The organism is Alphaproteobacteria bacterium (genome assembly GCA_017308135.1).
Lineage (GTDB): Bacteria > Pseudomonadota > Alphaproteobacteria > CACIAM-22H2 > CACIAM-22H2 > Tagaea.
Genome location: JAFKFM010000008.1, coordinates 406471 through 423799, shown reverse-complemented (window position 1 = coordinate 423799; position 17329 = coordinate 406471). Strand labels below are relative to the sequence as shown.

Below are 17329 nucleotides of genomic sequence, written 5' to 3'. Positions count from 1 at the left end.
ATATTCAATTCCAGATTAACCAACCCGGTCGCCATGAGCCCCACAATGCCCAGCGCCCCCCGCAAGCTTCCCGCCCGCGCCCCGAAGAAGGTCGCGACGAAGTCCAACGCGGAACTTCCGCCGATCGGCGAAGTGCTGATCTCGATGAAGGAGATCCTGCGCGAAGACGGGCTGCTGCCGAACCCGAACTGGCACTGAGCTTCGGATCAGCGAAAAATGCGGCCGCCTTCGGGCGGCCGTTTTCGTTTCAGAGTTTGTCTTCGTAGACCGCGACGATCTTGCTTTCGTTCTGATCGCCGAGCCCGGCGCGCAGCAAGCGGTCATAGGCGTCGAGCGCCGTTTCGCCCAGCCGTGCGGGAATATCGAATTTGCGCGCAAGCGCCACGCCGTAGGCCGTGTCCTTGCGGCGCAGTTTGCCGGTGAAGGTGATGTTGGTCGTGTGATCGCCGCCGGCGATGTAATTCGCATTGCGCACGGCTTGCGGGCTCGCGGCTTGGCCTTTCGCGAGGAACGCGGCGACCTGTTCGAGATCGAGCCCGGCCTTGGCGGCGAGCGCCAAGCCTTCGCCGACCGCGGCGATCTGCACGGCCCCCATCAGATTGATCATCAGCTTGAACACGGTGCCCGCCCCGACGGGACCGAAATGCGCGATCGCCGCCGAGAGCGGTTCGAGCAACGGGCGCGCGGCGTCGAGATCCGCCTTATCGGCGCCGACGAACAAGGTGAGTTTGCCCGCCGCCGCGACGTCGGGCAGGCCGGTCACGGGGCTGTCGATATAGCGCAGGCCCTTGGCTTGCGCTTGCGCGGCCAGTTCCAGCACGCGGTCATGCGACAGCGTCGAAAACTCGATCGCGAAGGCGCCTTTGGGCAACACCGACAACGCGCGATCCCAAACTTCGCGCGAGGCCGCGTCGTCCGCCAGCATCGCGAAAGCGGCGTCGGCATCCTTCGCGGCGTCTTCGATCTTCGCGACGAAGCCGGGCTCGTTCTTCGGCGTGCGGTTCCACACGCGAACTTCGTGCCCGGCATCGCGCAAACGCGCCGCCATGCCCGAACCCATCCGGCCCAAGCCGAAAAACGCGATCCTTGCCATCAGCCGGTCTGCCCCAATCCGTGAACGCGCGCGAGATAGCCGCCCAGCACGGCCTGTTCGGCGAGCGAGAGATGCAAGCCGGTCTTGGTGCGGCGGAACAGAATGTCGTTCGACGTGCGCGCCCATTCCTCGCGCACCATCAGATCGACTTCGGCGCCGTAAAGCCCCGCACCGAAATGCGGGCCCAAATCGTCGAGCGATTTGGCGGCCGAGAGGAACTTCAACGCGCGCGAACCCTGGCGGCGCAGAATGCCGCGCAAATGCTCGCGCGGCAGCCAGGTCCATTCGCGCGCGCGATCGTCGACGAAACGCTCGAAATCCGCGTCGCTTCCGTCGAGCTCGCCGCCTGGCAGTTTCGCACCCGCCGTCCAAGCGCCCGTCGCTTGCGGGAAAAACGGCGCGAGTTTTTCGAGCGCGTGTTCGGCCAAACGCCGGAACGTGGTGATCTTGCCGCCGAAGATCGACAAAGCGGGCGCGCGGCCTTCGCCCGCATCGAGTTCCAGCACGTAATCGCGCGTCACCGCACTCGCGTTGTCGGAACCGTCGTCGTAAAGCGGGCGGATGCCGGCATAGCTCCACACCACGTCGGCCGGCGTGACGGGCCTGGCGAGGAAGCGGTTCGCCGCCTTGCACAGATAATCCGTTTCTTCGGTCGAGATCGCGACGCGGCCTGGATCGCCTTCATAGACCACGTCGGTCGTGCCGATCAGCGTGAAGCGCCCTTCATAGGGAATGACGAACACGATGCGCCGGTCGACGTTTTGCAGGATGAAGGCGTGCTCGCCCGCGTATTGCTGCGCCACGACGATATGGCTGCCTTTGACGAGCTTCAGCTTCGCGGGCGCGTTCTGGCCCATGACGCCGGTGATGGTCGACATCACCCACGGGCCCGCGGCGTTGACCAGCGCCTTGGCGCGGATATCGGTTTGGCCGCCGCCCAAGCGGTCGGACAGCGCCAAACGCCATTCGCCGTTCTCGCGCCGCGCGGAGGTGACTTGCGTGCGCACGCGGATATCGGCACCCAGATCGGCGGCGGCGCGCGCGTTGAGCGTGACGAGACGCGCATCGTCGACCCAGCAATCGGAATAGACGAAGCCCGTGGGCACGTCGGCGCGCAAGCCCCGCCCGTATTCGCTGGAAGGCAGATTGACCTGGCGCGAGCCAGGCAGGCGCGTTTTGCGCCTCGGCGACCAGCCGAGATGATCATAAAGGAACAAGCCCATCCGGATGAGCCAGGCCGGGCGCAGGCTTGCGTCATGCGGCAGCACGAAGCGCATCGGCCACACGATATGCGGGGCGCTTTCGAGCAGCACATCGCGCTCGGCCAAGGCTTCGCGCACCAGGCGGAACTCGTAATGCTCCAAGTAACGCAAGCCGCCATGGATCAGCTTCGACGAGGCCGACGACGTGGCGGACGCAAGATCGTTTTGCTCGGCGAGCAGCACTTTGAGGCCGCGGCCCGAAGCGTCGCGCGCGATGCCGCAACCGTTGACGCCGCCGCCGATGATCGCGAGATCGTATAGGGGAGTGGACTCGGACATGACCCGGACTTTACTGCCGTTGGAAGCCGGCTTCACCCATGCAAGCGGCGAACGCCGTTTCGCGCGCGCGCAGCCTTGCGGCGAGGCGGGCATAGGCCGCGTCGTTTTCCCGCGCGCAGCGGTCGCGCGCATTGGCGTCGATTTCGCTGCCGCAAGGGCGGGGCGGAAGCTCGCTCGGGCCCGACGCCGCTTCGGCGCGGATGTCGCAGGCCTGGCGCGCGGCGGTTGCGGCTTCGGACGAAAGCCTTGGGTGGGACCAGCGATCTTCTTGCGCGCAAGCGGAAAGCCCCAAGGCCGCCACAATCGGAACCGCAATCGCGCCACAAATCTTCACGAGTTTCATGGCCGATAAACTAGCCTCAACCGCCGGGTTCGGTTAAGAGCATTCCCATGAGTCGCCCCCTTTTGGCCGTCCTTTTTGCCGCACTTGCCAGCCCCGTCGCCGCCCAGGACGCGCCCAGGGACGCCGGGGAATGGAGCTGGCGCGGCACCTATTCGGTGATCGTCGAGAACGACAAGTTCAGTTCCTTCGATCAGGCCAAGCAGACCGACCGCAATTTCACCAACGGTATCCGGTTCAATTGGATGTCGGAGCCCGGTTTGCGCTGGGGGCCGCTGCGCGAACTCGCGGGCTGGATCCCGGTGTTCGACGCCTCGGGCAAGACGCGCGCGGGGCTTGGCTTCGGGCAGAACATGTATACGCCCGAGGATATTTCGCGCCGCGACCTCGTCACCAACGATCGGCCCTATTCGGGATGGACGTATCTCGCGGCGGCGCTGACCTCGGATCTGGGCGAGGGGCAAAATCGCGGCCGTCTCGACACGCTGGAACTGCAGGTCGGGATCATCGGCCCGCAAAGCTACGCCGAGCAGACGCAGAAGGAATATCACAAGCTGATCGGCGCGCGTATGCCGATGGGCTGGGGCAACCAGTTGAAGAACGAGCCGGGTGTCGCGCTGTTCTACGAGCGCAAATGGCGCCGTATGCGCACGCCGTTGCCCGATTTCCCGCTGCTCGAACTCGATATGACGCCGCATGTCGGCGCGTCGGTCGGCAACGTCTTCACCTATGGCGCCGTCGGCGCCACGTTCCGCATCGGCCGCGATCTGGGCGTGGATTACGGCCCGCCGCGCATCCGGCCGGGCCTTGCGGGTTCGCTGCATGTCGATCCGCCGCTCGACCGCTACGCCTATTACGCGTTTTTCGGCTTCGAAGGCCGTGCCGTGGCGCGCGACGTCACGCTGGACGGCAATACGTTCGCGCGCAGCCATTCCGTCAATCGCCGGCCGCTTGTCGGCGATCTGCAAATGGGCGTCGCGGTGGTGGTCGAGCGTATTCGCGGCACGTTCAGCTACGTGATGCGCACGCGCGAATTCGAAGATCAGAACAAGCCCGACCGTTTCGGCGCGCTGTCGATCTCGTATCGATTTTAACGCGCGCGTGTGGCGCCCAGCACGAGGGCCGCACTCGCCAGCGTGAAGGCGAGGGCCGTAAGCGCCACGGGCATCAGGCCTTGCTCGAGGAACGGCGCCACGGCTTGCGTGCCCGCCGACGACAGGCCCAGCCCCATGAACATCAGCAGGCCCGAGGCGCGGCCGACGATCGCGGAATCGACCGACAAGGCGCGTGCCATCGTCGACGGCCCGCGCAAGCCCAGCGCCCCGCAGAACATCATCCAAACGAGGCCCAGCGCCACGAAGGATTTGTAATCGACCCAGGCGAGGGCGAGCAGCGCGACTGTCGCGACGATTTGAATCAGAACGCCGGACACGATCATCGCGTCGAGCGAGAAGCGTTTGGTCAGCCGCCCGTTTTGCGACGCGGCAACGCTGAAGGCGAGCACGCCGCAGCATTGCAGGATCGCGAAATCGCGCGGGCTTCCGCCGAGCCACAATTCGATGATTTGCGGCGCGCTGGCGACGAACACCAGCAGCGCGCCGAAGCACAGACCGTGGCCCAGCGCGTAGCCGAAATAGACGCGGTCGCGCAGCAGCGCGCCATAGCCGCCCGCCGCCTTGCGCGTTTCGCGCGACACCGGCGGGGCCGGGGGAATGGCGCGCAGCGCAAAGGGCGTCGCCGCGATGGTCAGCAGCGCCACGATCCAGAAGCTCGCGCGCCAATCGGTCACCAGCAGCAGCAGCGCGCCCAGGATCGGCGCGATCGCGGGGATCATGCTTTCGCCGGTGGCGAGCAGCGACATCGCGCGCACCGAGGCGGCTTCGTCGAGATTGCGCCGGATGAGGGCGGGCACGACGGCGGCGGCGGCCCCCACGCCGAAGCCTTGCACGCCGCGCGCGGCGATCAGCGTTTCCACGCTTGGCGCCACGGCGCAAACGAAGCCCGCCGCGATCTGCAACGTGATCGCGACGATCAGCACGGGCTTGATGCCGAACTTGTCCGCCGCCGCCCCCCACACGAGTTGCGAGGCCGCCAACGCCGCGAAAAACACCGCGAGCGTGGCTTGCGCTTGGACGATCGTGCCGCCGAGATCGGCGGGTAAAGTGGGCACGGCGGGCAGATAGAGATCGACCGTCAGCATGCCCGCCGCGGTGAGCACGAAAAGCGGCAGAAGCTTGAGCGATGTCTGAGCTTGCATGGCGGCGCCGATCGGAAAGGGGCGACGCGTATAGACGAGGGAAGCGATGTCCGCAATACGCGGCGCATTTGGAATGGTCGGACGCAGGATTTCGCGTTAAGGCTGCGCGCGGAGCGCGACGATGAACGGCATTCGAACGGAAATTCTGACGACGCGCCGCGGCGCGATCGAAGTGGCGCTTGCGGGCGATGGATCGCCGGTTCTGTCGATTCACGGCGGAATGGGCGGTTACGATCAAAGCCTGATTTTGGGCCACGCGACGTTCGCAGCGCCCGTGCGTATCGTCGCCGTTTCGCGGCCGGGTTATCTCGGCACGCCGATGGCGGATGCGCGCACGCCCGACGCGCAGGCCGATCTTTACGCCGCCGCGCTCGATACGCTGGGGATCGCGCAGGCGTATGTCGTCGCGGTGTCGGCCGGGGGGCCGTCGGCTTTGGCGTTCGCGCGCCGTCATCCGACGCGCTGTGCCGGCCTCGTCCTTGTCTCGTGCTGCACCGGGCGGCTCGAAATTCCGCCTGAGATCCGCAAGCGCATGCCGATGATGAAATGGTTCGCGCGCATTCCGGGGCTCGCTTGGCTGCTGCGCCGGCGCGCGGCGAAAGACCCGGCGCGGGCCGCGCGTCGTTCGATCCCCGATCCGGCAGTGGCCGCGCGCACGCTTGCCGATCCCGAAGCGGGGCCGTTATTTCGCGCGCTGCTGTCGGGCACGTTCGACCGGCTTCGCGAACGTTTACCGGGCACGGTCAACGACATGGATGTGTTTTCGGCGCAGGCCGATATCGCGGGGGCGGATATCGCCGTGCCCGTGCTGATCGTGCATGGCGTCGCGGATCGGGTGGTGCCGTTCGCCCATGCGGCGCGGTTGGCGGGGGAAATTCCCAATGCCGCCTTGATGCCGATCGCGGGCGGCGAGCATGTTTGCCTTTTCACGCATATGCGCGCGATCCGCGAACGCGTTGCGGCGTTCGTCGCGGCGACGACGCGCTAACTCCCCGGCACCAAGCGGAAGCCTTTGTTGCGCAGACAGAAGTCGCGCAGGCGCTGTTCTTCGAACCAGGTATCGTTGAAGCCGGGGCGCATCCACGGGTCGGCCATATAAAGCCGCCCGTCGCGGCCACGCACGTAAGTGGGGCCATAGGCGAAGCGGTTATAGAAAGCGCGCGACTGCGCCTCGCTCCAAGCTTGCTGGCGGCAATCGCCCATCTCGGCTTGGGCTTGCGCGTCCGACAAAGCGGGATGTTCCCAACGCATCGGCGGCCCGCAGGCGGACAGCGCCAGCAGGGCGGCCAAAGCAAGAAGGGGGCGAAGAATCAACATGTCGTTCGTCGTTCGGCCGATCTGGCGCCCTCACGACAAAGCCAACGGTCGAAAGGCATCCGGTCGGCGGGTTTGGGTTCCTCGGCGCGCTGATCGCGGCAGGGCATGAAAAGGACTCTGGGCGCGAAAACCGCCGGCGGTAAGCACGGTTCCCGTTTGGGTTCCGCTTCGGCCGCGCCGGCGATCAGCAAGCCGGTCAGTCCGATGCCAGACAATCCGATAATCGCGCGCATGTCCGCCTCCCGTCGCTAGGGCAACGGGCGGTCGGCGTGAAATATTCCGAATTGGAAAGGTTGGCTCCCCGGGCAAGATTCGAACTTGCGACCAATCGATTAACAGTCGATTGCTCTACCGCTGAGCTACCGGGGAACGGCAACGACGGGCGGGGCTTATAGCCGAAGCCCCGGCGCGTCGCCAGGGAAAAGAACCCTGGGCGGAAGCGCGTGGAGGCCGAGGGCGGAATCGAACCGCCGCGTATCGGATTTGCAATCCGATGCATTACCACTTTGCTACTCGGCCGGGCCACGCGGGCGCCACGTATAGGCAAGGCGCCGCCCGGGGTCAATATCGCCGCCGAGAGCCGTTCCGTTACCGGCACTTACGCGCTTTCAGTTGTCCCTTGTGGCGACGCACCATATATAAGTCGCCGACCCCGACCGCTCGACCCAAGGGAGCCCGAAGACATGGAATTCGCCGAACGCCGCCGCAACATGGTGGAAGGCCAGTTGCGCACCAACAAGGTGATCGACGAGCGCTTGATCGCGGCGATGTCCTCGGTCCCGCGCGAAAAATTCGTGCCGGCCAAGTTCGCCGGTGTCGCCTATGTCGACGAGGATCTGGCGCTGGGCGGCGGCAAATATCTGATGGAGCCGATGGTGTTCGCGCGTTTGGTTCAGGCGCTGTCACTCGAGCCGGCCCAGCGCGTGCTGGTCGTGGGCGACTTCACCGGCTACGCGTCCACGGTGCTGAAGGAGATGGGCGTTACGCTCGCGTCGGACGCCGACGATTCGGCCGTCGACGCGGTGCTGTTCGCCGGCGCCATCGGCGAGTTGCTCGATAGCTACACGCGCCGCCTCAACGAAGGCGGTCGGATCGCGGGCGTGCTGGCCGCACCGGGCGAACCGGGGCGGGCCACGCTGTGGCGCAAATTCGCGGGCGACATGACGAGCATCACGATGTTCGACGCCGCGACGCCGGTGCTGCCGGGCTTCGAGAAGCAGCCCGGCTTCGTGTTTTGAACGGCGCTGTTGTGAAAGACGAAACGTATCCGTTCGAAATCGGCGTGGCCGAGCTGAAACGCTGGCTCGACGACGGCAAAAAACCCGCGATTATCGATGTCCGCGAAGCTTCGGAGTACGAAATTTGCCGAATCGCGGGTAGCTTACATATTCCGATGGGAACGATTCCCGATTCGCTGGATCGTTTGCCGAAGGACGGACCCTTGGTGGTGACGTGTCATCACGGCGGGCGGTCCGCACGCGTAGTTTCTTGGCTGCGTCAGCAAGGGATCGATCGGGCGATCAACTTGGCGGGCGGAGTCGATCAATGGGCCGCGCAGGTCGATCCGGACATGGCGCGTTACTGATTTGGAAGAGGGTTATTCGATGGCGACGCGACGGATGGCATTGAAGGCGACGGTAGCGGGCGCGGCCTTGGCGGCCGTGATGGCGCTGGCGCCGATGGCCGGCGCACAGACGATCGACGAGGCGCTCGCCAACGCCTATCGCAGCAATCCCGAACTGCTCGCCCAGCGCGCCGCGTTGCGCGCGACCGACGAAACCGTGCCGCAAGCGCTGTCGCAATGGCGCCCGTCGGTCACGCTGTCGGGCAATACCGGCAAGGCGCGCGACTTCAACACGACCACCACCACGGTCTACGGCGCCAACGGTTCGCGCGATCAGCAGACGACCGAGAACGAGCGCGACCGCACGCCGTTGCAGGCGACGCTGACCGTCACCCAGCCGCTCTATCGCGGCGGGCGTTCGACCGCCGAACTCGCGCGCGCCGAAGCCAACGTGCAAGCGGGCAGGGCGCAGCTCGGGGCCGTCGAACAGCGCGTGCTGCTCGATAGCGCGACCGCCTATATCAACCTCGCCCAGGCCCTTGCGGTGCTGGACCTCAACATCAACAACGTCCAGGTGTTGCAGCGCCAGCTCGACGCCGCGCGCGACCGTTTCCAGGTCGGCGAAATCACCCGGACGGACGTGAGTCAGGCCGAAGCGCGCTTGTCGCAATCGCAGGCGAGCCGCACCAAGTCGGAAGGCGACGTGAACACGGCGCGCGCGACCTTCCTGCGCACGACGGGTATGGAAGCGGGCCGCGTCAGCGTGCCGCCGGTGCCGCGCGGCTTGCCGGGCAGTGCTGAAGAAGCGCGCGCCTGGGCCCAGGCGCAGAACCCGAACATCATCCAGGCGCGCTACGCGCATGAATCCGCCGGGCAGGACGTGGCGCTGGTCGAAGGCGAACAGCTGCCGACCATCGCGTTGCAGGCCGACGCGATCCGCGGCAAGGAAACCCAGACGCGCGGCACAATCCGCGACACGGTGGACGTGTTGCTGACCTTCTCGGTGCCCATCTATCAGCAGGGGGCGACCGACGCGCGCGTGCGCGGCGCCAAGCAGACGCAAGGTCAGCGCCGCACGCAGGTCGACGTGGCTTTGCGCCAGGCGATCAACGACGCGACGACCGCGTGGCAGCAGCTTTCGACCGCGCGCGCCCAGATCGGATCGTTCACCGCCCAGATCCGCGCCAACGAAATCGCGCTGGAAGGCGTGGAACAGGAAGCCCGCGTGGGCTCGCGCACCGTGCTCGACGTGCTGAACGCCGAGCAGGAATTGCTGAATAGCCGCGTGAGCTTGGTCCAAGCCCAGCGCGACGAAGTGCTGGCGTCGTTCCAGCTGCTGTCGGCGGTGGGCAAGCTCCAAGCCCGCGAGCTGGGTTTGCCGGTCGAAATCTACGATCCGGCGAGCAATCTCAGCGCGACGCGTGACCGGTGGTCGGGTAACGACATACCCGGCGAAGCGGCCAAGAAGTAACGCCTTAACCCCGCCCGAGGGGGCGGGGTTTATCTCTGGCGTCGGGCTGTTCTGTCGCTTAATCTTTGGTCGCGGAACGGCTTAGCGGCGATTCGCACGCGTTTACCGTTCCGCCATGGCAATTTAGGGCGGTTTCGAACCCTCGGCGTTCGAACCGCACTGGCGGTTTGAACAGGCGACTGGAACCCGGACGAAGATGACGGATCCGAAGAACCAACAAGAACCGTCGATGGAGGAAATCCTCGCCTCCATCCGCCGTATCATTTCCGAAGACGGCGATGCGGGGAAAGCGCCGCCTGCCGCACCCGCCGCCGAAGCGCCGCCGCCGCCGCCGCCGCCACCACCCCCTGCGGCTGCGCCGCCACCTCCTCCACCGCCGCCGCCGCCGCCGGCGGAGCCCGAGCCCATGATGATGCCGGAACCGGAGCCGATGCTGCCGGAGCCGGAGCCCGAACCCATTATGGAGATGATGGCGCCGCCACCGCCGCCACCCCCTCCGCCGCCACCGCCGCCGCCGCCACCCCCTCCGCCGCCGCGTCCGCGCATGCCGATGCCGGAGCCGGAGCCGATCGACGACGTGCTGGAACTGACCAACGTCGTCGACAAGCCGCCGCCGGTGATGTCGGACGAGCCGCGCCGCCTGATGTCCGACGACACGGCGAACCGCGCGTCGGATTCGCTGCAAGGCTTGCAGGCGCGCGTGCCGCGCAACCTGCTGCTGGGCAATTCGGACCTGACGATCGAAGATCTGGTGCGCGCCGAATTGCGCCCGATCCTCAAAGCGTGGCTCGACCAGTATCTGCCCGATCTGGTGGAGCGCATGGTGCAGCGGGAAATCCGCCGCATCACGCGTGAGTCGCAGGACTATTGAGCCGGGGCTAAGCCCCGGTTAAACCCTTCCGGCCATGACAGACACGCAAAACGACGAGACCGCCCAAGGCGGTCTCGCCAAGACTTTTTCGCCCGCCGAGATCGAAGCCCGCCGCTACGAAGCGTGGGAGAAATCCGGCGCTTTCGCCGCCGATCCGAATTCGGCCAAGACGCCCTATACGATCATGATGCCGCCGCCCAACGTCACGGGCTCGCTGCATATGGGCCACGCGCTGACCTTCACGATCCAGGACACGCTGATCCGGTTTCAGCGCATGCGCGGGCGCGACGCGCTGTGGCAGCCGGGCACGGACCATGCGGGTATCGCCACGCAGATGGTGGTCGAGCGGCGCTTGGCGGAGAAGGGCGTGTTCCTCGATCGCGGCGGCGTGGCGCCCAAGGGCAAAGACACGGGCAACGCGACGCTGATCGGGCGCGAGAAGTTCCTGGAAGAAGCCTGGGCATGGAAGGCCGAAAGCGGCGGCACGATCACGCGCCAGTTACGCCGTCTGGCGGCGTCGCCCGATTGGGCGCGCGAGCGCTTCACGATGGACGAAGGCCTGTCGCTGGCCGTGCGCCGCGTGTTCGTCGAACTCCATCGCCAGGGCCTGATCTATCGCGATAAGCGCTTGGTCAATTGGGACCCGAAGCTGCACACGGCGATCTCCGACCTCGAAGTCGAGCAGCGCGAGATCAAGGGTCATCTCTGGCACTTCAAATATCCGATCGAGGGCGAGCCCGGCCGCTTCATCGTGGTCGCGACGACGCGCCCCGAAACGATGCTGGGCGATAGCGGCGTCGCGGTGCACCCCGACGACGAACGCTACAAATCGCTGGTCGGCAAATTCGCGATCCTGCCCATCGTCGGTCGCCGAATTCCGATCGTCGCCGACGAATACTCGGACCCCGAGAAGGGCACGGGTGCCGTCAAGATCACGCCCGCGCACGACTTCAACGATTTCGAAGTCGGCAAGCGGCACAAGCTCGCCATGATCAACGTCATGGACAAGGACGCGCATATTTCCGGCGACGTGCCCGAGCGCTTTGTCGGCATGGAACGCTATGCCGCGCGCAAGGCGATCGTCGCCGAGATCGAGGCGCTGGGTCTGCTCGAGAAGATCGAAGCGCATACGCATATGGTGCCGCATGGCGACCGTTCGGGCGTGGCGCTGGAGCCGTGGCTGACCGATCAATGGTTCGCCGATGCGGCGACCTTGGCCAAGCCGGCGATCGAAGCGGTCGAGAAGGGCCATACCGTGTTCGTGCCCAAGCAATGGGAGAACACGTATTACGAATGGATGCGCAACATCCAGCCCTGGTGCGTCAGCCGCCAGTTGTGGTGGGGCCATCAGATCCCGGCCTGGTACGCGCCCGACGGCAGTGTATTCGTCGAGGAAACGGAAGACGCCGCCAAGGCGGCCGCGCGCGCCAAGTTCGGCAAGGACGTCGAACTCACACGCGATCCCGACGTGCTCGATACGTGGTTCAGCTCGGCGCTTTGGCCGTTCTCGACGCTCGGCTGGCCGGAACAGACCGCCCATCTCAAGCGCTATTATCCCGGCGACGTGCTGGTCACGGGCTTTGACATCATCTTCTTCTGGGTCGCCCGGATGATGATGATGGGCATCCATTTCGGCAATCCGGGCAAGCCGCTGGCCGAGCGCGTGCCGTTCAAGACCGTCTACATTCATGCGCTGGTGCGCGACGAGCGCGGCCAGAAAATGTCGAAGTCGAAGGGCAATATCATCGACCCGCTCGACCTGATCGGCAAATACGGCACCGACGCGCTGCGCTTCACGCTGTGCGCGCTGGCAGCCCAAGGCCGCGACGTGAAGCTCGCAACCGCGCGCGTCGAAGGCTATCGCAACTTCGTCACCAAGCTGTGGAACGCCTGCCGCTACGCGCAGATGAACGGGGCGGCCCCCGTCGCCGGTTACGATCCGGCGAAGGTGACGCTGACGGTCGATAAATGGCTGGTCGGTGAACTCGCCAAATGCGCCAAGGCGGTCACCGCCGCGATCGACGCCTATCGTTTCAACGAAGCCGCCGAAGCGCTTTATCGCTTCGTGTGGGGCACGTTCTGCGACTGGTATCTCGAATTCACCAAGCCGCTGCTCCAGCAGGGCAGCGACGCCGAGAAGGCGGAAGTGCGCGCGACGACGTCCTACGTGATCGGCCAGGTGCTGAAGTTACTGCACCCGATCGCGCCCTATGTGACCGAAGAACTCTGGGAAACGCTCGGCTACAAGCAGGGCGAGACGCAGTTGATGTCGGAAACCTGGCCGGAATACGGCGCGGGGCTCGGCGACGCCGCGGCCGAGGCCGAGATGAACTGGGTCGTCGACGCGATCACGGGCATCCGCGCGCTGCGCGCCGAGATGAACGTGCCGCAGGGCGCCAAACCGTCGTTGCTTTATCGCGACGCGGACGACACGGCGAAAGCACGGCTCGCGCGCCATGAAGGGCTGATCAAGACGCTGGCGCGCGTCGAGAGCATCGCCGCCGAAACCGGCGGACCGACGAAGGGTTCGGCGCCGGTGGCGCTCGCCGGCGCCACGCTGGTGCTGCCGCTCGCCGGGTTGATCGATGCGGGGGCGGAGCGCAAGCGCCTTGAAAAGGAAATCGGCAAGCTCGACGGTGAGATCGCGAAGGCGGACAAGAAATTGTCGAACGCCGATTTCGTCGCCAAGGCCGATCCCGAAGCGGTCGAAGATCAGCGCGAGCATTTGGCCGAAGCCAAGGCCGCGCGGACGCGCTTCGCCGTGGCGCTGGAGCGTCTCAAGGATATTTGAGCTGTCGCCGGCATCAGGCGGCGCGGGACGGGACGGCGGCGATCGGAACGGCCGTGTCGGGAATGTCGATGGCGAATTCCGAGCCTCGACCGAGCGCGCTTTCGACGGAGATGGTGCCGCCGCTCTGGGCGACGAGTTGCTTGGTCACCATCAGGCCGAGCCCGACGCCGTCGGGCCGGGCGATATAGGCGTCCGAACTGCGCCAAAACGGCTCGAAAATATGCGGCAATTCGTCGGGGGCGATGCCCACGCCCTGATCGGCGACGAAGATGCTGATGCGTCCTGGCGCGCTTTCGCGCCAGCCGACCCGTACGCGGCCATTGGGTTGGCTGTGCTTGATCGCGTTGTCGATCAAGTTCAGCAGAATTTGGCGTAGCACGCGCTTATCGGCGTAAAGGATGCGCCGGCCGTCGGGCGCGATCGCATCGATGGCAACGTTGCGCGACGCGGCCTTTGCGGCAAGCATATGGGCGATGTCGTGCAGGAAGGGATTCAAATCCAACTCTTCCGGCCGCAGCCGCGCGCGGCCGGCCTCGATCGCCGCGATATCGAGCAATTGATCGACGACCGTCAGCAAATGCCTTGCCGCCGTGACGACGTCGTCGTTGTACTCGGCGTTTTTTTCGGTCAATTTTCCGAAAATACCGGTGCCGATCATCTCGGAAAAACCGATGATGGCGTTCAACGGGGTGCGCAGCTCGTGGCTGACATTCGCGAGGAAGTCGCGCTTGGCGATATTCGCGGCGTCGGCGGTAATCAGCGCCGCCCGCAGCGCGGCGGCTTCGCGCTCGCGGATATGCGCAAAATAGGCGATCAGCCCAGCCATAGCGAAACTCAATAGGGTCGCCAGCGTCGCGAATCCGAAATAGATCGGCAGTCGCGCCAAGCTGCGTTTGTCCAAGTCAGCATTGCGGAAACTCGCATAGACATAGATCGGATGTCGTTCGATATGTTTGTAGGCGACCGTCAGCTCTCGTCCGTCGGGGTCCTTGCGATTGAGGATAACGCCAAGATCGTTCCGCATTACTTCCGACCCCATGAAGTAATCGAGATCGAGCTTGATGCCGACGTAGCGGTCCGGATCGGGGTTGCGATAGATCAGATAACCGTCTTCGCGGAATGCGCCGACGTAGCCGGGCGCAGTGATGAATATCCGGTCGAATAATTGGTTGAGATCGGGAACGTCGATCACCGCGACGATGTACTTAACCTTGAAAATATTGGGACGCGCGATCTTCGAGATCGGAATGATGTCGTCGCCGGTCGCGCGCGAGCGCGATTGCAGCCCGATTTTGAAGAAATCGTAGGATTTGTTTTCGAGGTCCGTGATGTACTCTCGATCCGCGATGTTGAACTCCGGCTCCGGGAAGCTTGGCAACGCGATTCGATTGGCGGCGGCGTCGAACAGGCGCAGTCGGATCGAAAAGGATTGATGATTGCCGAAGCCCTCGATGAAACTCTCGAGCGCCAATTGATCGGCGGATTCCGAGAACGATACGCGTTGCTCGGACATCCAGCGGTCGGTCGTGTCGGCGAACAACACGGCCGTGTCGATAGCGCGGGCGAAATGCGCGGCCAGCAGATTCTGAGCGCCGAGCAATTCCGACTGCGCGTTCGCGTGGACTTCACGACTGTCGTCGCCGACTTTCCACAGCGCCAGCGACCAGACGGCGGCCGCGATCAGCGCCGCGAATAGGAAGGCGAGGTTGCCGGGTGCCACGTGGCGCATCGGGCCGCGGCGCTCCCTGCGTATCCAGCGATCCATGTCGAACCCCGACGCCCCGTCCGATCGATCAGGCCGACCGGACCTGAAGCAGGAACTGTTCGACGGCGGCGCGCAAGTCTTTGGCCTGCGAGCCCAGATCGACGGCGGCTTGTTGCACGAGGCTGGCGGCGCTGCCGGTATCCTCGGCCGCGCGCGTGACGCCGGTGATGTTCGACGACACCTCGCTTGTGCCGGCGGCCGCTTGCTGGACGTTGCGCGCGATTTCCGTCGTCGCCGCACCTTGCTCCTCGACCGCCGCCGCGATCGTGGACGCGATGGCGTTCATGCTGGCGATCGTTTCGCCGATCGAGCGCATGGCTTCCACTGATTGGCCGGTCGCCGTCTGGATCTCGTTGATCTGGGTGCCGATCTCCTCGGTCGCGCGGGCGGTTTGGCTCGCGAGGCTCTTGACCTCCGACGCCACGACCGCGAAGCCCTTGCCGGCTTCGCCCGCACGCGCCGCTTCGATCGTGGCGTTGAGCGCCAGCAGATTGGTCTGGGACGCGATCTCGGAGATCAATTGCACGACGTTGCCGATCTTCTGCGCGGCGTTCGCCAGCGCTTCGACCGTCTGGCTCGTCTTGCCGACATCGTCGACCGCCTTGCTCGACATGCGCGCCGATTCCGTGACCTGGCGCGAAATCTCGCTGATCGACGAGGAAAGCTCCTCCGTCGCCGCGGCGACCGTCTGAACGTTGGTCGACGCTTCTTCGGACGCGGCGGCGACGGCCGTCGCCTGACGGCTGGTCTCCTCCGCCGTCGCGGTCATCTGCGACGCCGATTCCTGCATGCGCGTCGCTTGGGTGGAAACTTCCGTGACCACGCCGCCGACTTTCGCCTCGAAACCGTCGGCGAGCGCGTTCATGGCCGCGCGCTTCTCCTCGGCGGCGCGCGCTTCGGCGGCCTTCTGCTCCGCCTCCAGCGCCCGGACCTTGAGCGCGTTGTCCTTGAACACTTGGACGGCCTTCGCCATGGCGCCGATTTCGTCTTTGTTCGACAGGGAAGGGACGTCGGTCTCGAGTGCGCCGCCCGCGAGTTTGGTCATCGCGCCGGTCATGCCGCCGATCGGCGCCGTGATTCCCTTGGCGATCAGGAAGGCGAAGATAAGACCGAGCGCGAGGGCGATCGCGGAAAGCGCGAGCGTGATCGAGATATCCTCCGCGACCGCCGCGCGGACTTCGTTTGCGATCGCCGCCGTAGCGGATTTCTGGGCGTTGACGAGTTCTTCGATCCGACCCGAAAGGCGTTCGGCCACGCGGGCGTTGGTGACGTTCACGAACTCCGCCATTTCGAGCGAGGCGCGCATTCCCGCCTGCAACATGCCGCGCAGCGGCGCAACGGCCTGCGCCGCCGCTTCGACGGCGTCGCGCGCGGGGCTTCGCGCGGCGGCTTGCCGTGCGGCGGCGATCGAGCCTTCGAGGTCGGTCAATGCGGCATTGATCGACGTGACGCCGGCTTCGGTCGGATTGGCGAGGAAACGCGCGACGCGGATTCGCAGAATACCGAGATTGTCTTGCGATTTTCCGGCGGCGGCGCTGAGCGTGTCCTCGCCCGTTTTCATCGCGCCATCGAACGCTTCCGTCAGCTTCTGGCGCGCGTTGAGCGCGGCCGGCTCGTATTTAGCGGTAATGGCATCCTCGCGTTGCTTGCGCAATTCCACCGCCTTGGCGAAGTTGCCGACATACTCCTCGGTCAACGCCGCGATCTCGCGCGCCTGCGTTTGGCGCTGCGCGGAAACGAACTTCGGAATCACGGCTTGGATTGTTTCGCGGATTTCCCTGGCCTTTTCCGATACGCGCTTCTCCGCGTCGGGGTTGCCGCTGGCGACGTAGATCAAAACTTGGCGGCGGAGCTCGTTGAATTCGACCGCGACGTCTTCCACCGCGAGCGCGTTCGAGGAGATGGATTCAAACGTCGTGAATTCATGCTGGACGTCGCGCAGGGCGATCCAAGCATTCATGGCCAATGTGGCGAGCAGGGTCAGGACGATGGCGAAGCCGAATCCGATGCGTGTGCCGATCGAGAAACGGCCGTTGATCGCGGAAAGGGCGGACATCCTGGTTCTCCTTGGCATTCGCGAGCCGTAAACGGCCCGGGGTTTGTTGCGTCGATTTAAAATGACGTCCCATTAAGAGACTCTGAAGCGGCCGAAATGATCGGTTGCGCCGCTGTACACTTTTCTCGAGTTTGTATTCCAAGGCCGGTCAAAAAGTCGGACCGGATGTTTGATCGCGTTGCAATCTGCAGCGCATGCCCGAGACTTTAAAAAATTCTCTCGATTTCGATATCCGATCATCTTAAACGGGTGACATACTATTG

General features: G+C 65.1%; 16 protein-coding genes and 2 tRNA genes. 8 read left to right on the top strand and 10 right to left on the bottom strand.

The genetic code is table 11. The annotated features are described in order from the left end of the window. The first annotated feature begins 45 nt into the window (after window positions 1-45). Entirely contained in the window at window positions 46-198 is a 153-nt protein-coding gene (locus tag J0H39_10395) for a hypothetical protein (protein ID MBN9497153.1), read from the top strand. Window positions 199-247: 49 nt separating this feature from the next. Here J0H39_10395 and J0H39_10390 read toward each other — a convergent pair whose 3' ends face one another. Genes J0H39_10390 through J0H39_10380 form a run of 3 tightly spaced genes read right to left on the bottom strand, consistent with a single transcriptional unit; the run spans window position 248 to window position 2977 of the window. Beyond that, a complete protein-coding gene (locus J0H39_10390; GenBank protein MBN9497152.1) occupies window positions 248-1093 on the bottom strand; it encodes an NAD(P)-dependent oxidoreductase in 846 nt (281 codons plus the stop codon). Then, a complete protein-coding gene (gene glpD, locus J0H39_10385; GenBank protein ID MBN9497151.1) occupies window positions 1093-2634 on the bottom strand; it encodes a glycerol-3-phosphate dehydrogenase in 1542 nt (513 codons plus the stop codon). Before glpD ends, J0H39_10390 begins: the two co-directional genes overlap by 1 nt. 10 nt (window positions 2635-2644) lie before the next feature. Next, entirely contained in the window at window positions 2645-2977 is a 333-nt protein-coding gene (locus tag J0H39_10380) for a hypothetical protein (protein MBN9497150.1), read from the bottom strand. Between the two features lie 47 nt (window positions 2978-3024). Here J0H39_10380 and J0H39_10375 point away from each other — a divergent pair, with 47 nt between their 5' ends. Continuing rightward, complete coding sequence (locus J0H39_10375) at window positions 3025-4068, top strand: lipid A deacylase LpxR family protein (protein MBN9497149.1); 1044 nt, start codon at window positions 3025-3027, stop codon at window positions 4066-4068. Here J0H39_10375 and J0H39_10370 read toward each other — a convergent pair. After that, window positions 4065-5231 (bottom strand): MFS transporter, encoded by a 1167-nt coding sequence (locus tag J0H39_10370; protein MBN9497148.1) that lies wholly within the window; start codon window positions 5229-5231, stop codon window positions 4065-4067. The two genes, J0H39_10375 and J0H39_10370, sit on opposite strands and share 4 nt — an antisense overlap. Window positions 5232-5352: 121 nt before the next feature. On the opposite strand from J0H39_10370, the gene J0H39_10365 reads away from it, so the two are divergent. Continuing rightward, complete coding sequence (locus J0H39_10365; GenBank protein MBN9497147.1) at window positions 5353-6219, top strand: alpha/beta hydrolase; 867 nt, start codon at window positions 5353-5355, stop codon at window positions 6217-6219. On the opposite strand, the gene J0H39_10360 is transcribed toward J0H39_10365, so the two are convergent. From J0H39_10360 to J0H39_10345, 4 genes are all read right to left on the bottom strand, one after another. Beyond that, on the bottom strand, window positions 6216-6548 hold the full coding sequence (locus tag J0H39_10360; GenBank protein ID MBN9497146.1) for a hypothetical protein: 333 nt from the start codon (window positions 6546-6548) through the stop codon (window positions 6216-6218). The genes J0H39_10365 and J0H39_10360 overlap by 4 nt on opposite strands. Further along, window positions 6542-6781, bottom strand: a complete 240-nt coding sequence (locus J0H39_10355) for a hypothetical protein (protein ID MBN9497145.1) — start codon at window positions 6779-6781, stop codon at window positions 6542-6544. The genes J0H39_10360 and J0H39_10355 overlap by 7 nt, the downstream gene beginning before the upstream one ends. Before the next feature lie 61 nt (window positions 6782-6842). Further along, window positions 6843-6917 (bottom strand) — tRNA-Asn (locus J0H39_10350). Window positions 6918-6992: 75 nt separating this feature from the next. Continuing rightward, window positions 6993-7067 (bottom strand) — tRNA-Cys (locus tag J0H39_10345). Between the two features lie 164 nt (window positions 7068-7231). Here J0H39_10345 and J0H39_10340 point away from each other — a divergent pair. The 5 genes from J0H39_10340 to J0H39_10320 all read left to right on the top strand — a co-directional run bounded on the left by J0H39_10340 (window position 7232) and on the right by J0H39_10320 (window position 13245). After that, a complete protein-coding gene (locus tag J0H39_10340; GenBank protein ID MBN9497144.1) occupies window positions 7232-7786 on the top strand; it encodes a protein-L-isoaspartate O-methyltransferase in 555 nt (184 codons plus the stop codon). Between the two features lie 11 nt (window positions 7787-7797). Then, window positions 7798-8133, top strand: a complete 336-nt coding sequence (locus tag J0H39_10335) for a sulfurtransferase (GenBank protein MBN9497143.1) — start codon at window positions 7798-7800, stop codon at window positions 8131-8133. A gap of 34 nt (window positions 8134-8167) precedes the next feature. Next, complete coding sequence (locus J0H39_10330; protein ID MBN9497142.1) at window positions 8168-9583, top strand: TolC family outer membrane protein; 1416 nt, start codon at window positions 8168-8170, stop codon at window positions 9581-9583. 196 nt (window positions 9584-9779) lie between these two features. Next, window positions 9780-10454, top strand: coding sequence for a DUF2497 domain-containing protein (locus J0H39_10325; protein ID MBN9497141.1), 675 nt, complete (start codon window positions 9780-9782; stop codon window positions 10452-10454). Window positions 10455-10488: 34 nt separating this feature from the next. Then, complete coding sequence (locus J0H39_10320) at window positions 10489-13245, top strand: valine--tRNA ligase (protein MBN9497140.1); 2757 nt, start codon at window positions 10489-10491, stop codon at window positions 13243-13245. 13 nt (window positions 13246-13258) lie between these two features. On the opposite strand, the gene J0H39_10315 is transcribed toward J0H39_10320, so the two are convergent. Together J0H39_10315 and J0H39_10310 are read right to left on the bottom strand one after the other, a co-directional pair. Continuing rightward, the gene (locus J0H39_10315; protein ID MBN9497139.1) at window positions 13259-14974 is read right to left on the bottom strand and encodes a sensor histidine kinase; all 1716 of its coding nucleotides are present in this window, start codon (window positions 14972-14974) and stop codon (window positions 13259-13261) included. A gap of 64 nt (window positions 14975-15038) precedes the next feature. Beyond that, entirely contained in the window at window positions 15039-17066 is a 2028-nt protein-coding gene (locus J0H39_10310; GenBank protein MBN9497138.1) for a HAMP domain-containing protein, read from the bottom strand. Between the last annotated feature and the right edge of the window lie 263 nt (window positions 17067-17329).

Excerpts from the sequence above, each read along its gene's own strand:
- J0H39_10330 (MBN9497142.1), top strand. The coding sequence starts at position 8,168 with ATGGCATTGAAGGCGACGGTAGCGGGCGCGGCCTTGGCGGCCGTGATG.
- J0H39_10315 (MBN9497139.1), bottom strand. The coding sequence starts at position 14,974 with ATGCGCCACGTGGCACCCGGCAACCTCGCCTTCCTATTCGCGGCGCTG.
- J0H39_10325 (MBN9497141.1), top strand. The coding sequence starts at position 9,780 with ATGACGGATCCGAAGAACCAACAAGAACCGTCGATGGAGGAAATCCTC.
- glpD (MBN9497151.1), bottom strand. The coding sequence starts at position 2,634 with ATGTCCGAGTCCACTCCCCTATACGATCTCGCGATCATCGGCGGCGGC.
- J0H39_10355 (MBN9497145.1), bottom strand. The coding sequence starts at position 6,781 with ATGCGCGCGATTATCGGATTGTCTGGCATCGGACTGACCGGCTTGCTG.
- J0H39_10365 (MBN9497147.1), top strand. The coding sequence starts at position 5,353 with ATGAACGGCATTCGAACGGAAATTCTGACGACGCGCCGCGGCGCGATC.
- J0H39_10375 (MBN9497149.1), top strand. The coding sequence starts at position 3,025 with ATGAGTCGCCCCCTTTTGGCCGTCCTTTTTGCCGCACTTGCCAGCCCC.
- J0H39_10395 (MBN9497153.1), top strand. The coding sequence starts at position 46 with ATGCCCAGCGCCCCCCGCAAGCTTCCCGCCCGCGCCCCGAAGAAGGTC.
- J0H39_10340 (MBN9497144.1), top strand. The coding sequence starts at position 7,232 with ATGGAATTCGCCGAACGCCGCCGCAACATGGTGGAAGGCCAGTTGCGC.
- J0H39_10370 (MBN9497148.1), bottom strand. The coding sequence starts at position 5,231 with ATGCAAGCTCAGACATCGCTCAAGCTTCTGCCGCTTTTCGTGCTCACC.
- J0H39_10320 (MBN9497140.1), top strand. The coding sequence starts at position 10,489 with ATGACAGACACGCAAAACGACGAGACCGCCCAAGGCGGTCTCGCCAAG.
- J0H39_10390 (MBN9497152.1), bottom strand. The coding sequence starts at position 1,093 with ATGGCAAGGATCGCGTTTTTCGGCTTGGGCCGGATGGGTTCGGGCATG.
- J0H39_10310 (MBN9497138.1), bottom strand. The coding sequence starts at position 17,066 with ATGTCCGCCCTTTCCGCGATCAACGGCCGTTTCTCGATCGGCACACGC.
- J0H39_10380 (MBN9497150.1), bottom strand. The coding sequence starts at position 2,977 with ATGAAACTCGTGAAGATTTGTGGCGCGATTGCGGTTCCGATTGTGGCG.
- J0H39_10360 (MBN9497146.1), bottom strand. The coding sequence starts at position 6,548 with ATGTTGATTCTTCGCCCCCTTCTTGCTTTGGCCGCCCTGCTGGCGCTG.